Raw genomic sequence first — 17,851 nt, forward strand, 5'->3', positions numbered from 1 at the left:
GCTAAAATCTGTGTATTTTAAATTAAGAGATTGTAATGTTCTCTTGATTTCTTAGTATGTCTTCAAAGGTTTCTCTTTTTCTGATCAAATACTCTTTTCCTTTATGTACCATAACTTCTGCAGGTTTAAATCGAGAATTATAGTTAGATGCCATAGAAAAACAATAGGCGCCAGCATTGTGGAAACACAAGACATCACCTTCTGTAATTTCATTAATGCGTCTGTTTGAACCAAAAGTATCTGTTTCACAAATGTACCCCACAACAGAATAATAACGCTCTCTCCCTTTTGGATTAGAGATGTTGGTAATGTGGTGGTAAGAATCATACATCATCGGGCGTACCAAATGATTAAAACCGCTATCAACACCTGCAAATACGGTTGATGTAGTTTGTTTGATAACATTTACTTTTGCTAGAAAATTCCCTGCCTCACTCACTAAGAATTTTCCTGGCTCAAACATCAAAGTAAGTTCTTTTCCGTACTCTTTACAGAACTCATTAAAACGTTTGGTGAGTTGTTTTCCCAGTTGTTCTATATCGGTAGAAATATCTCCTTCTTTATAAGGAACTTTAAATCCGCTACCGAAATCAATAAAATCAAGATCTTTAAACTGTTTTGAAACATCAAATAAAATCTCTGTAGCTCGTAAAAAGGTGTCAATATCTAAAATATCTGACCCTGTGTGCATATGAATTCCATTGATGCGCATATTGGTATTTTCTACCACGCGTTTGATTAGAGGAACTTGATACATGGAGATTCCGAATTTTGAATCAATATGACCAACAGAAATTTTGCTGTTTCCACCTGCCATTACATGTGGGTTGATTCGAATACAAACTGGGATCTCTGGATGTTTTTGCCCAAACAATTCTAAAATAGAAAGATTGTCAATATTTATTTGAACGCCCAAGGTAGCAACCTTTTCAATTTCTTCTAAAGAAACTCCGTTTGGTGTATAAATAATATCTTTAGGGTCAAATCCGGCAGCTAAGCCCAATTGTACTTCTTGGATAGATACGGTATCAAGACCTGATCCTAACTGCTTAAAAACCTTTAGGATGTTTATGTTTGATAAGGCTTTTACAGCATAGTTAATCTTACTGTGCTTTACCTTAGAAAAGGCTGTAGTGATCCTGTTGTATTGTGCTGCGATTACTTCTGTATCGTAAACGTATAAGGGACTACCATAGGTGTCTGCTAACTGTTGCAATTTTTTGTTATTCATGTCTTGTTTTAAAGGCGACAAACTTATAAAATCTATTCGTACTGCAATAATTTGTTTAAAAATATAACGAATTGTTTTTTTTTGTAGAATTATGGTTTGTAATTAAAGGTTCAGAGGTTCAGAGGTTCAGAGGTTCAGAGGTTCAGAGGGACAAAGGTGCAGAGGGACAAAGGTTCAGAGGGACAAAGGTTCAAAGGGACAAAGGTTCAAAGGTATAAAGGTCTTATAATTAAACGCTTCTAAAATCATCTCTAGTCTCTAGCCTCTCTTTTCTCTTCTCTCTTCTCTCTTCTCTAAAAAAATACTATTTCCCTCTAAATTCTAAAGCTACTTTTTCAGCGATCCCAACAATTACTTCAGTGGCTTTAAGCATAGATTCTACAGGAATATACTCATAGCGTCCATGAAAATTATGCCCACCAGCAAAGATATTAGGGCAAGGAAGCCCTTTAAATGAAAGCTGCGAACCGTCTGTACCACCACGTATGGCTTTGATCATAGGAGTGATGCCTTTTTCTTTTATCACGGCTTCTGCTATATCAACGATGTGCATAACTGGTGTGATTTTTTCTTTCATATTAAAGTACTGATCTTTGATCGTCACCTCAATAAGATTATTTCCGTATTTGTTGTTTAAATCGGTAGCTATCCGTTGGATTAGGTACTTTCTTTTTTCGAACAAATCAAAATCATGATCTCTAATTATATACTCTAAAGTTGTTTTTTCTACTGAACCTTCTAGGTGGTGTAAATGAAAAAAACCTTCATAACCCGTGGTTTGCTCAGGTACTTCGTTTGCAGGTAACATGGCCATAAACTCATGAGCAATGCTAATAGAATTGATCATTTTTCCTTTGGCGTAACCAGGATGCACAATTTTCCCTGCAATAGAAACGCTTGCGCTTGCTGCATTAAAATTCTCGTATTCTAATTCTCCAATTTCACTGCCGTCCATGGTGTATGCCCAATCTGCTCCAAATTTATCGACATCAAATAAATGTGCTCCTTTTCCAACTTCTTCATCAGGTGTAAAGCAAATGCGAATTTTTCCGTGTTTGATCTCTGGATGTTTAATCAAATACTCCATTGCAGAAACAATTTCTGTAACTCCTGCTTTGTCATCAGCTCCAAGTAGGGTAGTCCCGTCTGTGGTAATAATGGTTTGCCCCACATAACGTTCTAAGCTTTCAAAATAAGAAGGAGACAAGACAATGTTTAGCGCTTTGTTTAGGACAATATCAGACCCGTCGTAATTTGGATGAATCTGAGGATTGACGTTTTTCCCACTAAAATCAGGACTGGTGTCTATATGGGCTACAAAACCAATCACAGGCACTTTATAGTCTAGATTGCTAGGAAGGCTTGCCATGATATAACAGTTTTTATCTAAATCAACCTCTTGCATTCCAATTTCTTTAAGCTCCTCAGCTAGCATCTTAGCTAGGGTCCATTGCTTTTGAGTACTCGGAAACTCTGGATTGTTGGGGTCTGACTCTGTGTCAATTTTTACATATCTAATAAATCGATCTACAATAGGATCTTGCTGCATCATCTCTGTTGTTATTTAGAATTTAAATGGAAACCTTATTAGTCTTGAAGTTTTAGTTTTCCAACTTTTTTATTTCCAAAAAGCCAAGCTGTGTTTTTGTCTACAAATTGGATACCATAATACCCATCTTTGCTTACTTCTTTCCAATTTAAGCCGCCATCGTTAGAAAAAGAGATTCCAGTAAAACCTACAGCAAATACTTCTTTTCCATGTGTATTCGGCACATATTGAACACCGCTTTTGTAGCTAGGGTTTTGTTTGTTTGCTACCAATTGCCAAGTTTCACCTCCGTCAGTCGTTATTGCCTTATTAGCGATATTTTCATTAGGGCTAGAAAAACTTCCTCCCACAGCAATTCCGTTGTTTTCATCATAGAAATCTACTGAATACATGCCTTGTGGACCATTCCCTTGAATAAAAGGAGTTTCAAAAATTGACCAAGTTTTTCCCATGTCGGTGGTTTTTAAAACACGTGCTTTTGCACCACCACTAACTATCCAGGCTGTTTTATTGACTATGGCAATATTGGTATTGCTGGCTGCAAAGAAGGCTTCGCCTTCAAAAATTTCTGGTAGTTGGCTGCAATCAATTTTTTGCCAAGTTTCTCCGCCATCTTTGGTGGTGATAATGGATGCACAGTCTTCGGTCGGATCTCCTACAGCAATTCCATTTTTATCGTCAAAAAAGGCCATAGCATCATAAAATACTTTGGGGTTGTTTTCTGTGTAAACAAGAGCGGTTTTGCCATTTTTTATTTGATACAATAGGGCAGGATTGGCAATAGACAAGGCAAAAACACTAGAACTTGTTTTGGCAATACTTCTAAAATGTGGTATGATTGAGTCTTGATAACGCATTTTTTTTACGTCCCAACTTGCTCCGCCATCCATCGTAAGACCAACGTCACCATTGGATCCTGCGTAGATCAGCTGATTTTCGTCTACAGCTACCACAGCTCTTATGCTAGTGCTGTCTCTCACAAACTTTTGTATGTTAACAGATTCAATATTTCTAGGTTGATATTCACTTTTGCAAGAAAAACATGCAATTAAACCAATACTTAAGAGTAGTATTCTTTTCATTTTTTATACATTTAATGCGACTAATTTAAGTAAAAGAACCAGAAGTAAAAGAATCTCTGCGCTAAAAAATACTAGTTTTTGGTAGTGATTGTTTTATGGACGATTTAAAAAGACAGACATGAAAAAAGCATTGGTGATTTCTGGAGGAGGTAGCAAAGGAGCATTTGCGGGAGGTGTAGCTCAATTTTTAATGGAAGAAAAGAAGCATCAATATGATTTATTCTTAGGGACTTCTACAGGAAGTTTGATGGTTTCTCATCTTGCCTTAGGTCAATTAGAAGCCTTAAAAACGCTCTATACTTCTGTCAATCAAAAATCGATTTTTAGCAATAATCCCTTTTTTATTAAAAAAGTTCATGGAGAAAAAGTAATTTCTATCAATCACTTAAACATCTTATGGAACTTTATCAATGGACGAAAAACCTTTGGAGAAAGTAAAAATTTGCGAAAACTGATTAAAGATAATATCACTAGAGAAATGTTTGAGCAGATTAAAGCAGAAGGAAAAGAAGTTGTAATTACTGTGTCTAATTTATCGACCAACAAGGTTGAGTACAAGGCTTTAAGTGAGTGTAAGTATTCTGATTTCTGTGATTGGGTCTGGGCTTCTTGTAATTATTTGCCTTTTATGAGTTTATTAGAAAAGGACTATTGTCAGTATGGTGATGGAGGTTTTGGTTGTTTAATACCTATTAGAGAAGCTATTTTAAGAGGTGCTACAGAGGTGGATGCCATCATTTTAGAAACAGAAGTTACTCAGTTAAATAGGTTGAGTCCTAAAAATGCATTTTCATTATTGTTTGATGTGTTTGAGTTTATGCTAGAGCATGTAGAACGTCATAATATCACTATCGGTAAACTTTCTGCAAAGCAGAATAACGTTAAGCTCAACTTGTATTACACCCCGACGGTCTTAACTACGAACTCTTTGATTTTTGATCAAAAACTTATGAAAGAGTGGTGGGCAGCTGGTTATGCTTATGCCGAATCAAAAGAAGAAGAGACTACTAATGAGTTTAGAACTAATATGGTGTAAGTTTTTTATTGATTATAAGACCAAGTAGCAATCCTTTATATTTATAAGGGATTTGTTGTTTTATGCTGTAAAGTGCAGTTAAATTAAAAAAAATAATAAAAAGTTTAGGTATCGAAGTAACAAAACAGAAACTTCCTCGTCGTAATAGAAGAAGAGCAGAGATAAAGAGCTCTAATATGTTAAAAACAAATTAATGAACCAGTCAGATTTTTTAAATTCTGTATTACCGTTTAAGAACAAGGTCTTTCGTTTAGCAAAACGTTTGTTGGTCTCTTCTGAAGAAGCAGAAGATGCCACTCAAGAGTTGTATTTTAAGTTGTGGAAGAACAAAGAGAAACTGTCAGAGTATAAGAATGTAGAAGCTTTTGCAATGACCATGACAAAAAATTACTGTTATGATCGATTAAAATCAAAACAAGCATCTAATTTAACCCTGGTTCATAGTAATTATAAAGAAAATGATACGGCTTTAGAAAAAAAGTTAGAATATCAAGATAGTGTTAGCCAAGTACATAGGCTTATTGAAAAACTACCAGAACAACAAAAATTGGTCATCCAATTAAGAGACATTGAGCAATACGATTATGAAGAAATCGGCAAAATGTTAGATTTGAAGCCCACAGCTGTTCGAGTAGCCTTATCAAGAGCCAGAAAAACAATAAGAGAAGAACTAATAAAACAACACAATTATGGAATTATCTAAAATAGAAAAGTTGTTAGAAAAATACCTAGATGCAGAAACTTCTATCCAAGAAGAACAAGCGCTAAGCAACTATTTTACCTCGGGTAACGTAGCGCCACACCTTCAAGAATATGAGAGTATGTTCGGGTATTTTCAAATGAGCAAAGCAGAAACTTCTGTGAAACCAATCCAATTAAAAACTAAAAAACCGATTTGGAGAAGGTTAACAATAGCAGCTTCAATCGCTTTGGTCTGTAGTCTGTACTTTGGAAACGGTTATTTAGAACAACGAAAAGCCAAAGAACAATATGCTCAAGTTAAAAGTGCCTTAGAATTGTTGTCAAGCAAACTAAACGAAGGAAACAAAGCAATGTCTTCAAGTTTGTATACCTATGAAGACACGGTTAACAAAATATTTAAAACCAAGTAAAAAATAATAAAACCAAGTAAACACCAAGAAATCATGAAAAAAATAATTGTATTAATAGCCTTAATCATTGCGCCAGCGGTAAGCTTTGGACAATCAATGTTTGATAAATTAGAAAATATGGACAACGTATCTTCTGTAATTGTAAATAAAGACGCTTTTCAGTTGTTGTCAAAATTTAAAATGGAAGACAATAAAAGTGAAGAGATGGAAGTCTTTAGGATGATTCAAAATCTAGAACTTTTTAAAGTGTTCAGATCAGAAGATGCCTCTGTAGCGAATCAAATGGAATCTATGGTTAACAGCGCTGTAAAGTCTATGAATCTTACGCAGTTAATGCGAGTAAAAGATAAAGATTCAAAAGTTCGTATCTATGTAAAATCTGGTAAGAACAAAGATTATGTAACAGAAGTTTTAATGTACATTACTGGTACTGGGAATTCAGAATCTGTGATTATGTCATTAACCGGAACCATTGATATTAATAAATTATCTGATTTAGCAGATAAGTTTAGCAAGGATAGTGGTGTAAAGGTTAAAGTGAACTAGTTTTTTACATCATACAAAAAACAATTAATTATCACTTAAAAAAAACACCCCATGAAAAAAATATCAATTACCTTATTAAGTTTCCTTTTAGTCTTTTCTTTGACGTCTTGTAACAATGAATCTTTGCAAAGTTATATCGTAAAGAGTCAAGAGAAAAAAGGTTTTATCACTTTTGATTTACCTGCTAGTTTTCTACAGTTAAAATCAGATAATGTTTCTCAAGAAACTAAAGATGCCTTAGCGAGTTTAAAGAAAATAAATTTGGTGGCTTTGCCATTTCAGAATAATCTAGAGGCTTTAGAGTTAGAAAAGAAAACCATAGAAGCGATTTTAAAACAATCAAGCTATAAGAGCTTGATGAGAACCAAGATGAAAGGGATAGAAGTAAGTCTTTATTATACAGGTTCTGAAGATGCTATTGATGAAGTTATCGCTTACGGATACAAGGCAGATCAAGGGGTTGCTGTAGCTAGAATATTAGGAGACGATATGAATCCTGCTCTGATTATGAAAATGATGAATGATGTGCGTATGAATGGGGATGGTCTTGATTTAGAAAAATTCAACGTATTGTTTTCTTCGATAAATAAAAAGTAAATACATACATTAGTTTGGTTAGAAATTGTAGCATCCACGCCTGTTAGGCGTGGATGTTTCTTTTTAACGAGCAATTAACAACCAAGCATCTTTAATTTCTTATTTTTGAACTTTCAATAAGCGATTAACAAATGAAATTTAAAATAGGATTTTTTTTACTGGCATTCTGTTTTGTGACCACTCTTTTTGCGCAAAAGCAGTCGGATGTTTACCAAGCAGAAAAAACCAAAACACATGCAATTATACATACCAAACTAAAAGTTGATTTCAATTTTGAAAAGAAACAGCTTAACGGTGAAGAATGGATAACCTTGCAGCCCTATTTTTATGCAACAGATCAGGTTGTTTTGGATGCGAAAGCCATGATTATTAATCAAATTACCTTAGGAAGCGCTAGCTTAGATTATTATTATGACGGTAAGGAAATTCGTATAGAATTACCGAGAAAGTATACTAGGAATGAAAAATTCACACTCTATATTAAGTACATTGCAAGACCAGAAGAGGTAAAGCAAAAAGGAAGCAATGCTATTAAGCAGGCTAAAGGATTGTATTTTATCAATGCAGATGGACTGGATAAAAATAAGCCAACTCAAATATGGACGCAGGGAGAGACAGAGGCAAGCAGCTGTTGGTTTCCTACTATAGATTCGCCAAATCAAAAAACATCTCAAGAAATCTACATTACAGTACCGAATAGGTTTAAGACCTTATCAAATGGAGTTTTAGTAAGTCAAACTACACAGGGAGATTTGCGAACGGATTATTGGAAATTTAATCAAAAACACGCGCCTTATTTGTTTTTTATGGGTGTGGGTGAATATGAGGTTGTGCAGGATCGCTATAAAAACATTCCTGTAAACTATTATGTAGAAAAAGAGTTTGCTCCTTATGCTAAGGATATTTTTGGAAAGACCCCTAAAATGATGGCTTTCTTTTCAAAAATAACAGGAATTGACTACCCGTGGAGCTCTTATAGTCAAATTGTAGCGAGAGATTATGTAAGTGGAGCAATGGAGAATACCACGGCTGTAATTCACGGCGAGCAAGCCAATCAGATGCCAGGACAGTTGATAGATGAAAATCTTCAAGAGAATACGATTGCCCACGAGTTGTTTCATCATTGGTTTGGTAACTTGGTAACGGCAGAAAGTTGGAGTAATCTAACTGTAAATGAGTCTTTTGCCAATTATGCAGAATATTTATGGAGAGAACATGAGTACGGTCTTGTAAATGCTGATGCGCATTTGGTAGAAGATCGAGAAGCTTATTTTCAAGGAGATAATTTTGATAAAGAATTGGTTCGTTATTATTATACAGATAAAGAAGATCTTTTTGATGCAGTGAGTTATAATAAAGGAGGATCAATCTTGCATATGCTTAGAAATTACTTAGGAGATGAAGCTTTTTATACTGGGCTAAACCATTATTTAACTACGAATGCTTACAAGAGTGCAGAAGCTCATCAATTGCGTCTGTCTTTTGAAGCGGTAACAGGAAAGGATTTAAATTGGTTTTTTAATCAATGGTATTTTGGTTCTGGGCATCCGAGGATCAAAGTAAGTTATGATTATAATACCTTAGAGAAAAGAGTAACTGTAAACATTAGACAGATTGATGAGGTGTTTCAGTTCCCCTTGAGTATTGATATCATAGAAGATGGTAAGCGAAAAACACATCAAGTATTTGTAAGTAAGGGAGATGCTTCATTTAACTATGTCTATGACAAGGTGCCTGAGCTTATCTTAGTTAATGCTGATGGTGTTCTGTTGGCTGATTTTATAGAGACTAAAACGCTAAAAAACTACATCAATCAGTTTAAGTACGCTCGATTTTACGGAGATAAAAAAGAAGCACTACTTGCCATTTCTAAAAAGCAAGAAGAAAAGGAAGCTTTTAAGCTTGTAGCTGAGGCTTTAAAAGATCCATTTTATAAAATTCGTGTCTTAGCATTGCAGAATATTGATTTGATCAATAAAAATGCAAAAGGAGATGTGATTGATAAAATTACTAGTTTGGCAACTTCAGATCCTAGTACTTTGGTACAGGCTGCAGCTATAGAAACTCTAGGGAAGCTAACAGACCCTGTCTATATGCAGATTTTTAATACGGCGTTAAAAAGTAAGTCTTTTAGTGTGTTGGGAAATGCATTGGTTTCAACCTATTATTTAGACAAGGATAGGGCTGTTAAAATTTCAAAATCCTTGCCAGATGAGGTGCGAAAGATTATTGCGACGCCTTTGACTAGAATTTACATAGAAGAGAAAGATGATTCTGAACTTGATTTTATTGCCAAGAACGTGCTTGCAGGTATGTTTTTAAATACCAATACTAGAGTACAGTCCTTGTATAAGCAAGCTTATGAAAAAATTGCCAAAAGCAATAATAGTAAGGCTATTGCTAATTTGGTTGATGATATGGTTGTTAAAGGAAAACAGTATCAATCCTTTGGATTTGACACAGTGGTTATAAATTTAATGCGACAGATGGTTGATTTTCAAAAAGAAGGCAACTATCCAAATGCAATAAAGAACATAGAGCTTATTAGAGCGGGCTTAGGCAGGTTGCTGCAATAAGTTGTTCAGAATAATAAAAAAAAGCCTTTGAAGTGTCTTCAAAGGCTTTTTTTTATTTAAGATATTCTTCAAAAGTGCCATCTTCATAAAAAACAACAATTCTTTGTATTTGTTTTTGAGTTTCAGTTGAGTTTGTTTTAGAAACCGACTGAAAAGGCTGTTGAGTTGGAGTAGGAGTGCTGCTTTGTTTTTTTAAAGCAGGAAACTGTCCTTCTCCTTTTAATAACCAGTAGATATCTACATCTTTAAAATTGGCTGTTACTTTTAAAACAAAATCCAAACTAGGTTTATTTCTTCCTGATAAGATGTGTGAGATACTCGATCGCTGTACGGCAATTTGATCAGCAAAAGAAGTTGCTGTCAATTGATGAAATTCCATCACTTTTTTGAGTCTGTTTGCAAAATCTTTATTGTTTACCATTGTAATATTCTAATTGTATTACAAATGTAATTTATTTGATTGATTGCAGCAAGTTTGTTGTTTTGAATTTTTGTTAACGATATATCTATGTGTATTTTTAGTTAAATAAATGCTTTACTTTACGTTTGTAAGTTGCTGAAATATAGATATTTGTGTTTTTAGTATAAGTATTTCTTATTAAGGGTATATTGCTGTGTAGCTTAAAACGTAGCTCGGTTCTTTTTTGAGTTGCAAAAGTTTACAGAAGTAACTTCTTGACCTGACTTTTTTAAGTTACAAATGTAACATTTTATACTGTTTACAATTGTTAAATATTTATAGGCTTTCTAAGATTGAATCTTTATTTTTGTCTTAACTAATAATCATTGTATGCACACACTGCCAGTAGCTTTTGTTGAGACACTTTTTAAACAACACAAAGAATCAAGTCTTTTTGGAAGATGGATTCATGCTGCAGATTTAGATCCTGTTCTTAAAAAATTAGCTAGTCAGACTAAAGTGCAACAAATTGGAAGTTCAGAAGATGGGCTCCCTATTCACTCAATTAAACTAGGTACAGGTGCTAAAAAGATACTACTCTGGAGTCAGATGCATGGCAATGAAAGTACTGGAACCAAGGCTTTAATTGATTTTATAAAAAGCCTGCTCGATGCTACAGATCCAGTAATTGATGCTATTTTAAAGGAGTGTACCTTACTTTGTATCCCAATGCTTAATCCTGACGGAGCTCTAGCTTATACCCGTGTTAACGATAGGAATGTAGATTTAAATAGGGATGCAATTGATTTAAAAGCTAAAGAAAGTAAGTTGTTGAGAGGTGTGTTGGATGATTTTAATCCTGTTTTTTGTTTTAACCTACACGATCAGCGTACCATATTTGGAGTATCAGGTACTCAAAACCCTGCAAGCATCTCTTTTTTGGCACCTTCAGAAGATATTGATAGAACATTAACTAAAGGAAGAAAAGAAACTATGAATGTCATTATTGCGATGAATACCCTTTTGCAACAGATAATTCCAGGTCATGTGGGGCGCTATACAGATGAATTTTATCCAACTGCTACCGGAGATGTTTTTCAACAACTAGGATTTAATACTGTATTGATAGAAGCGGGGCATTACCCAGACGATTATGAGCGAGAACTTGTTCGTAAGTTTAATTTTTTTGCACTACTACAGGGAGTGTTTCATATTGCGATGAATCAAGATTTTTCTAAGTATGAGGCCTATTTTGAGATCCCTGACAACAATAAGAATTTTGTTGATATCTTAGAGATTGATACTGAGAAAGGTACCAAACAGGCGTTTCAATATGTAGAGGAGATTGTCAATGGTGCTTTTCAGTTAAAAAAGACCCCATTTGAGGTAGCGGATATTGATAAAATCTTTGCACATCAAAAAAAATACAGAAATAATTGATTTTATTGAATTTTTCTTAAGATGTATTAAATATAATTCATATTTTTGCCGTATTACTTGAATTATACACAAAAAATTATGAAAAAATTTCTTTTAGACGAGATTGACCATCAAATCTTAGATGTCCTTATCGAAAATGCTAGAACACCCTTTACTGATATTGCTAAAAAATTATTAGTTTCTGCAGGAACCATACATGTTCGTGTTAAAAAAATGGAAGACGAAGGCATTATTCAAGGATCCACTCTAACATTGAACTATGAAAAAATGGGCTATTCGTTTATTGCACATGTGGGTGTGTTTTTAGAAAAAACCAACATGACTCAAAGTGTAATAGAGGCTTTGAAAGAAATTCCGAATGTAACCGTTGCTTTTGTAACAGCAGGTAAATACAATATCTTTTGCAAGGTTAGAGCTAAAGACACTAACAACGCCAAAGACATTATATATATGATTGATGATATTCATGGTGTAAGTCGTACAGAAACCATGATTTCTTTAGAGGAGAGTATCAATGATAAAAAAAGAATGATGCATGCAATTTTTAAAGAATTGTAAGATTTAAATACCTATAAAAAAATCCTCATGAATCCCATGAGGATTTTTTTATATCTACATATTATAAGCTATGTTTGTAACTATAATCAACCTATAATTTTTTGATGTTAAACCCAATCGTATACCCAAAGACCAAACTACCTAAAGAAACTTTATTGCAGTTGTATCAATCCATGCTAAAGCCACGGATGATAGAAGAGAAGATGCTTATTTTGCTTAGGCAGGGAAAAATTTCAAAATGGTTTTCAGGGATCGGACAAGAAGCTATTGCTGTGGGTGTAACTTTAGCTCTAGAGCAAGATGAGTATATTTTGCCGATGCATAGAAATTTAGGTGTTTTTACCAGTAGAGAAATTCCACTCTATCGCTTATTTTCTCAATGGCAGGGAAAGGCAAACGGTTTTACCAAAGGGAGAGACCGCAGTTTTCATTTTGGTACTCAAGAGTATCGTATTGTGGGGATGATTTCTCATTTAGGCCCACAATTGGGTATAGCAGACGGAATCGCATTGGCGCATCGACTTAGAAATGAGTCTAAAGTTTGTGCTGTGTTTACAGGTGAGGGCGGGTCTAGTGAAGGTGATTTCCATGAAGCACTCAATGTTGCCTCTGTATGGAAGTTACCAGTCTTGTTTTGTGTTGAGAATAACGGTTATGGTTTGTCTACACCTACTTCCGAGCAATTTAATTGCGAAAACATTGCTGATAAAGGAATAGGCTATGGTATGGAAAGCCATATTATTGATGGAAATAACATTTTAGAAGTTTATACTAAAATTACTGAACTCACCAAAAGCATGAGAGAAAATCCTCGTCCTGTCTTGGTAGAGTTTAAAACCTTTAGAATGAGAGGGCATGAAGAGGCTAGTGGGACCAAATATGTTCCTCAAGATTTAATGGATGCTTGGTCATTAAAAGATCCTTTAGAAAACTTTAAGCAGTATCTAGAGAAAAACAAGATTTTAGATTCAAAAATAGACAATGAGTTTAAAGCTTCAATTGCTGAAGAAATCAACAGTCACCTGCAACAAGCATTTGATGAAGAGCAGATTGTTGTAAATGAACAAACAGAGCTTAACGATGTTTTTAAAGCCTTTACACCTGAGATCGTATCACCGACAGGAGCAAGCAAGTCTATCCGGTTAATAGACGCAGTTTCAGAAGGTTTAAGACAGTCTATGGAGAAATACGATAACTTAGTTATCATGGGCCAAGATGTTGCTGAATATGGCGGTGTATTTAAAATTACAGATGGATTTTTAGCGCAGTTTGGTAAAGGACGTGTTCGAAACACGCCTATTTGTGAAAGTGCCATCGTATCAGCAGCCTACGGTTTGTCTGTGAATAAAATGAAAGCCGTTGTAGAGATGCAGTTTGCAGATTTTGTATCGACAGGATTTAACCCGATTGTAAACTTGTTGGCAAAATCTCATTATCGCTGGAACGAGCCTGCTGATGTTGTGGTAAGAATGCCATGTGGAGCAGGAGTTGCTGCAGGGCCATTTCACAGCCAAACAAATGAAGCCTGGTTTACCAAAACTCCAGGGTTAAAAGTAGTATATCCTGCTTTTCCAGCTGATGCAAAAGGCTTATTAGCTACTGCAATAGATGATCCAAACCCAGTGCTGTTCTTTGAGCATAAAGCTTTGTATAGATCCGTATATCAGGAAGTTCCTGAGAACTACTACAGTATTCCTTTTGGTAAAGCATCGCTAATAGAAGAAGGTCAAGCGATAACAATTATCAGTTATGGAGCAGGTGTTCACTGGGCTTTAGAAGTACTTAAAAACAACCCAGACATCTCTGCAGATTTAATAGATCTAAGAACCTTGCAACCTTTAGATAAAGCAGCAATTTTTAGCTCTGTTAAGAAAACAGGAAGAGCAATCATTTTGCAAGAGGACAGTCTTTTTGGAGGAATTGCCAGTGATATTTCGGCCTTAATTTCTGAGCATTGTTTTTCTTACTTAGATGCACCTGTACAGCGTGTTGCAAGCCTTGAAACACCTATTCCATTTATAGGTCAATTAGAACAACAGTACTTGGCTAAAAACAAATTTGAAGAGTCTTTAAAGCAATTACTAGCCTATTAATTTAGGCTGTTTTCTTTTCTTTTTTTAAAGCGAGTAAGAGTGCAATTGCAATTAAACCACAAACTGCAAAACCCATAAACAGAGGTAGGGCAGTATCTTTAACTTGGCTTCCAATATACGATGCGATCGGAACAGCCATTATGGTTGAAACAAATCCGTTGATTGCAGAACCTACACCCGCAATATGACCTACGGGCTGCATTGCCAGCGCTCTTAGGTTTCCGAAAAGAAAACCCAGTGAAAAGAATTGCAGACCAAAAAAGAGCAGTAAGACACCAATACTTGGGTTTGGACTGTTGTAGAAAAACAGCACATAAAATATTGGCAATAAGGTAAAACTGATGATAAAAACAGTTACCAAACGCAGCATTCCAAAGCGCATTACAAAGGTTCCATTTAAAAAAGTAGCCAATCCAACAGAGACTGCTAAAGCAGCAAAAATGTATGGAAACTCTTCTACCAGGTGATATTGCGTCTGAAAAATATGCTGAGAAGCACTAAGATACACCATAAAAGACCCTGTAATAAAACCAGAAACTAGTGTAAATATAATGGCCTGTCTAAATTTTATAAATTCTTTAGCGCCATCTACAAATAAAGAAAGTGTAAATTTTTTCCGATGCTCTTTGTGCAGGGTTTCAGGTTGACGTTTCCAGAGCCAAACCATAATCGCAGCGCCAAAAAACAACTGACTGTAAAAAATTGCCTTCCAGCCGTAGGCATCTAAAACCAGTTTCCCTATGGCAGGTGCAACCACGGGTACTAAAATAAAAATCACCACAATAAAAGACATAATCTTGGCCATATAATCCCCACTAAAACTATCTCTAACCATAGCAATACTAATGGTTCTAGGGGCAGATAAACCAATACCTTGTAGAATCCTTCCCACAACCATCATTTCTATACTGGTAGCGGCAACACAAATAAAACTAGCAATAATAAAAAGACCAAAGCCCATATAAATGACAGGTTTTCTACCTAAGCTATCTGAGATTGGTCCAAAAATTAATTGACCTATTCCCAATCCTAAAAAGATCATGGTAATAAGCAATTGATTGTCTCTGGCATCTTCTATCCCAACGGCAAGTCCAATTTGATTTAAAGCGGGTAATAAGGCATCTATAGAAAGAGCGACAATAGACATGAGTGAGGCCATCAGGGCAATAAACTCTAGTCTAGACTGATTTTTTTGTTGCATTTTGCAAATGTATGGCATTTGTTTCCATAGCAACACTATTTGTCATTGGTATTTTTTATCTTGCTATGGATATTTTAGATATGTAATAAAACAGAACAATGGATTTGGTAAAACTTCAAGAATCAATCGCTGGTGTCGATATTTATCTGCTTGATCAGATTTTAAAAAAGCGCTACCAGGAGAATGCTGTACTACTAGACGCAGGCTGTGGTCAAGGTCGAAATTTGCGTTGGTTTTATCAAAATGATTATACCGTATTTGGGGTAGATCATTCAGAAAAAGCCATAGCAGCTGTCAAAGAAAATTATCCTGCGCAAGCAGCTAATTTTTCTGTTCAAGCACTAGATGCCTTGTCGTTTTCTGATGCATCCTTTGATCATGTCATTAGCAGTGCTGTATTGCATTTTGCTCAAAATAAGATTCATTTTTTACATATGTTTTCAGAATTGATTCGTGTGCTTAAACCTGGGGGAAGCCTATTTATTCGGATGGCTTCTATTCAAGGCTTAGAAAAACTTGTAAAATCTCAAGGGAATGGCGTTTATGCAATTCCAGATGGCAGTTTTAGGTTTTTGCTAGATCAAGATCTTTTAAAAACTGTCATGTCTCGTTTTTCAATCACAGCATTAGAACCTTTAAAAACAGTAAATGTGGCAAATTTGCGCGCAATGAGTACCTTGGTATTTCAAAAGAACAATGAAGAAAAAGACCTGTAAAGCTCTGGCACACAAATTGCTGCTATAGTATAAGTAAGATTCATTTAAAAACACTCCATATGAAAACAAGTTTCGCAATCATCTGTAGCATCCTTTTGTTTGGATGTGCAAGTAATCAAAGTAAACTAGGCAACCAAGCCCAACAAGAATCCTTAAAGACTTGGTTGGATCAGAAAAATATTAAAGTTGTTGCCACAGCAGCTAGACCAACGAGTAATCTAAATATCAATTCAAGTTTACTAAGAAATAGTAGTTCTGGCAGTCATATTAACTTAACAGACAACCCTAATCATATAAAAATTAAAGGGGATAGTATCTTTGTTCAGTTGCCATATTTTGGAACAATTACTGGGACTGGTAGCTATGGTTCAGACAATTCTATTGCATATGAAGGGCCTTTGTTAAAATATGCTCGAAAATTTAATACTAAAAAGAAAGCAGAGATCATCGATTTTCAATTTATTACAAAGAAAAATGAGCTATACAGTGCTCAACTAACTTTGTACAGTAATTTAACTACGCATCTTTCTCTAAGTAGTACAAACAGATCTACCATAACGTATACGGGTCTTGTTAAGAAGAACTAGTTGATTTCTTTTTCATTCCAAACACCAAGCGCAGAAAGTTAAAAGGATAGACTACAAAACGATACAATAAAAGGATTACAGGAAAAGTAACAATCAATAGCAGGAATATTTTTGCCGAAATGGGTAGATCCCACTCAATAATATAGTAGCCAACCACTATAATTACTGTTTGATGTAATATATAAAAGGGATAGATAGCCTCGTTACACAATAATAAGAGTTTACTGTTTTTAGCAAACCAAACTTGGCTATATCCCAATAGTGTAATCACAAAAGACCAGCCAACCAAACAGCAAACTGCATACCATAAGCTCCAACGATTGGCTAAGCTTAGATAAGGTTCAATCCATTGGTTGGGCATAAAATAATAACCGTAAAAAAGTGCCGTACAAACAAGTAGGATGACCAAGTTGGTTCTTCGGTACTTTTTTAAAGATTCCCATACTTGTTTTGTTGCGGCAAGCAGCATTCCAGCGCTAAAAAAGTACAGATGATAAAAACTCACAGATAAATTACTAATTGATTTTGAATCTTCTGGATACTGTTGTTTTAGGATGATAAAAATACTAAGCAAAGGGATCACGCCTATAAAAAGTCCGTATTTTTTAAGGATGATCCGATCAAAGAAACCTTTAAAATCATTAGATTTTGGTGATTTTAAAAACAATATAAATGGAATCAACAAAACAGACCAGACCCATAAGTTTTCTATAAACCACAAATGATTTACCTCAAAATCTAAATTTTTATAGATGTCTAAATAAGAACCAAGTCTTGTGATGTTTTCATAATAGGTTTGTGGAGGAACGATAAAAAGAACCCCAAAAACAAGTGGAATTAACAAACGATAACTGCGTTCTTTAATAAATTGAAGCCAGCTGCGTTTTGAGAAAGCAAAAAAGGTTCCCGCTCCAGAAATCATAAAAAGCAATGGCAATCTAAACTGTTCAAAATAGACCATTACATTATCTAAAAGCTTGCTAGATGTTGTATTCATAATATGAAATCCATCACCATTAAAAGGCATTCCAATATGGTGAAAATACACAGCAAGGATGGCAATTACGCGCAACCAATCCAATTCATAACGTCTCGTATTTGTGCTCATTAGTTCTTGTTTTTGTTTT

Annotated in this window: 17 protein-coding genes; 11 read left to right on the plus strand and 6 right to left on the minus strand. The window is 34.9% G+C overall.

Annotation, left to right across the window (positions count from 1 at the left end):
* Positions 1-22: 22 nt before the first annotated feature.
* From lysA to WHC90_RS01380, 3 genes are all read right to left on the minus strand, one after another.
* A complete protein-coding gene (lysA, locus tag WHC90_RS01370; RefSeq protein ID WP_188598792.1) occupies positions 23-1,231 on the minus strand; it encodes a diaminopimelate decarboxylase in 1,209 nt (402 codons plus the stop codon).
* 304 nt (positions 1,232-1,535) lie between these two features.
* On the minus strand, positions 1,536-2,783 hold the full coding sequence (gene pepT, locus WHC90_RS01375) for a peptidase T (protein WP_188598791.1): 1,248 nt from the start codon (positions 2,781-2,783) through the stop codon (positions 1,536-1,538).
* A gap of 35 nt (positions 2,784-2,818) precedes the next feature.
* The gene (locus WHC90_RS01380) at positions 2,819-3,862 is read right to left on the minus strand and encodes an oxidoreductase (protein ID WP_188598790.1); all 1,044 of its coding nucleotides are present in this window, start codon (positions 3,860-3,862) and stop codon (positions 2,819-2,821) included.
* 118 nt (positions 3,863-3,980) lie between these two features.
* Between WHC90_RS01380 and WHC90_RS01385 the strand changes: the two genes are divergently transcribed.
* The 6 genes from WHC90_RS01385 (at position 3,981) to WHC90_RS01410 (ending at position 9,729) form a co-directional block, all read left to right on the plus strand.
* Positions 3,981-4,898: a patatin-like phospholipase family protein gene (locus WHC90_RS01385; RefSeq protein ID WP_188598789.1), complete on the plus strand. Its 918-nt coding sequence runs from the start codon at positions 3,981-3,983 to the stop codon at positions 4,896-4,898.
* Between the two features lie 193 nt (positions 4,899-5,091).
* Positions 5,092-5,601 (plus strand): RNA polymerase sigma factor, encoded by a 510-nt coding sequence (locus WHC90_RS01390; RefSeq protein ID WP_188598788.1) that lies wholly within the window; start codon positions 5,092-5,094, stop codon positions 5,599-5,601.
* Positions 5,588-6,010 (plus strand): hypothetical protein, encoded by a 423-nt coding sequence (locus WHC90_RS01395; RefSeq protein ID WP_188598787.1) that lies wholly within the window; start codon positions 5,588-5,590, stop codon positions 6,008-6,010. The genes WHC90_RS01390 and WHC90_RS01395 overlap by 14 nt, the downstream gene beginning before the upstream one ends.
* Positions 6,011-6,043: 33 nt before the next feature.
* Positions 6,044-6,556, plus strand: coding sequence for a DUF4252 domain-containing protein (locus WHC90_RS01400; protein WP_188598786.1), 513 nt, complete (start codon positions 6,044-6,046; stop codon positions 6,554-6,556).
* 51 nt (positions 6,557-6,607) lie between these two features.
* Positions 6,608-7,153: a DUF4252 domain-containing protein gene (locus WHC90_RS01405; RefSeq protein WP_188598785.1), complete on the plus strand. Its 546-nt coding sequence runs from the start codon at positions 6,608-6,610 to the stop codon at positions 7,151-7,153.
* A gap of 131 nt (positions 7,154-7,284) precedes the next feature.
* Positions 7,285-9,729, plus strand: coding sequence for a M1 family metallopeptidase (locus tag WHC90_RS01410; RefSeq protein ID WP_188598784.1), 2,445 nt, complete (start codon positions 7,285-7,287; stop codon positions 9,727-9,729).
* 52 nt (positions 9,730-9,781) lie between these two features.
* Here WHC90_RS01410 and WHC90_RS01415 read toward each other — a convergent pair whose 3' ends face one another.
* The gene (locus WHC90_RS01415) at positions 9,782-10,150 is read right to left on the minus strand and encodes a helix-turn-helix domain-containing protein (protein ID WP_188598783.1); all 369 of its coding nucleotides are present in this window, start codon (positions 10,148-10,150) and stop codon (positions 9,782-9,784) included.
* Positions 10,151-10,519: 369 nt separating this feature from the next.
* Here WHC90_RS01415 and WHC90_RS01420 point away from each other — a divergent pair, with 369 nt between their 5' ends.
* The 3 genes from WHC90_RS01420 to WHC90_RS01430 all read left to right on the plus strand — a co-directional run bounded on the left by WHC90_RS01420 (position 10,520) and on the right by WHC90_RS01430 (position 14,220).
* Positions 10,520-11,569, plus strand: coding sequence for a M14 family zinc carboxypeptidase (locus WHC90_RS01420; RefSeq protein ID WP_188598782.1), 1,050 nt, complete (start codon positions 10,520-10,522; stop codon positions 11,567-11,569).
* Positions 11,570-11,647: 78 nt separating this feature from the next.
* Positions 11,648-12,127: an Lrp/AsnC family transcriptional regulator gene (locus WHC90_RS01425; RefSeq protein WP_188598781.1), complete on the plus strand. Its 480-nt coding sequence runs from the start codon at positions 11,648-11,650 to the stop codon at positions 12,125-12,127.
* A 104-nt stretch (positions 12,128-12,231) separates the two neighbouring features.
* Positions 12,232-14,220 carry an alpha-ketoacid dehydrogenase subunit alpha/beta gene (locus WHC90_RS01430; RefSeq protein WP_188598780.1) on the plus strand — a complete coding sequence of 663 codons (1,989 nt, stop codon included), beginning with the start codon at positions 12,232-12,234 and terminating at the stop codon, positions 14,218-14,220.
* A gap of 1 nt (position 14,221) precedes the next feature.
* On the opposite strand, the gene WHC90_RS01435 is transcribed toward WHC90_RS01430, so the two are convergent.
* Positions 14,222-15,421: a multidrug effflux MFS transporter gene (locus WHC90_RS01435; RefSeq protein ID WP_188598779.1), complete on the minus strand. Its 1,200-nt coding sequence runs from the start codon at positions 15,419-15,421 to the stop codon at positions 14,222-14,224.
* 98 nt (positions 15,422-15,519) lie between these two features.
* On the opposite strand from WHC90_RS01435, the gene WHC90_RS01440 reads away from it, so the two are divergent.
* Together WHC90_RS01440 and WHC90_RS01445 are read left to right on the plus strand one after the other, a co-directional pair.
* The gene (locus tag WHC90_RS01440; protein ID WP_188598778.1) at positions 15,520-16,137 is read left to right on the plus strand and encodes a class I SAM-dependent methyltransferase; all 618 of its coding nucleotides are present in this window, start codon (positions 15,520-15,522) and stop codon (positions 16,135-16,137) included.
* Between the two features lie 59 nt (positions 16,138-16,196).
* Positions 16,197-16,724, plus strand: a complete 528-nt coding sequence (locus WHC90_RS01445) for a DUF4251 domain-containing protein (protein ID WP_188598777.1) — start codon at positions 16,197-16,199, stop codon at positions 16,722-16,724.
* Here WHC90_RS01445 and WHC90_RS01450 read toward each other — a convergent pair.
* Positions 16,711-17,832, minus strand: a complete 1,122-nt coding sequence (locus WHC90_RS01450; RefSeq protein WP_188598776.1) for an acyltransferase family protein — start codon at positions 17,830-17,832, stop codon at positions 16,711-16,713. The genes WHC90_RS01445 and WHC90_RS01450 overlap by 14 nt on opposite strands.
* Positions 17,833-17,851: the final 19 nt, after the last annotated feature.

It is taken from the genome of Polaribacter pacificus, assembly GCF_038024035.1.
GTDB classification, from domain to species: Bacteria; Bacteroidota; Bacteroidia; order Flavobacteriales; family Flavobacteriaceae; genus Polaribacter; species Polaribacter pacificus.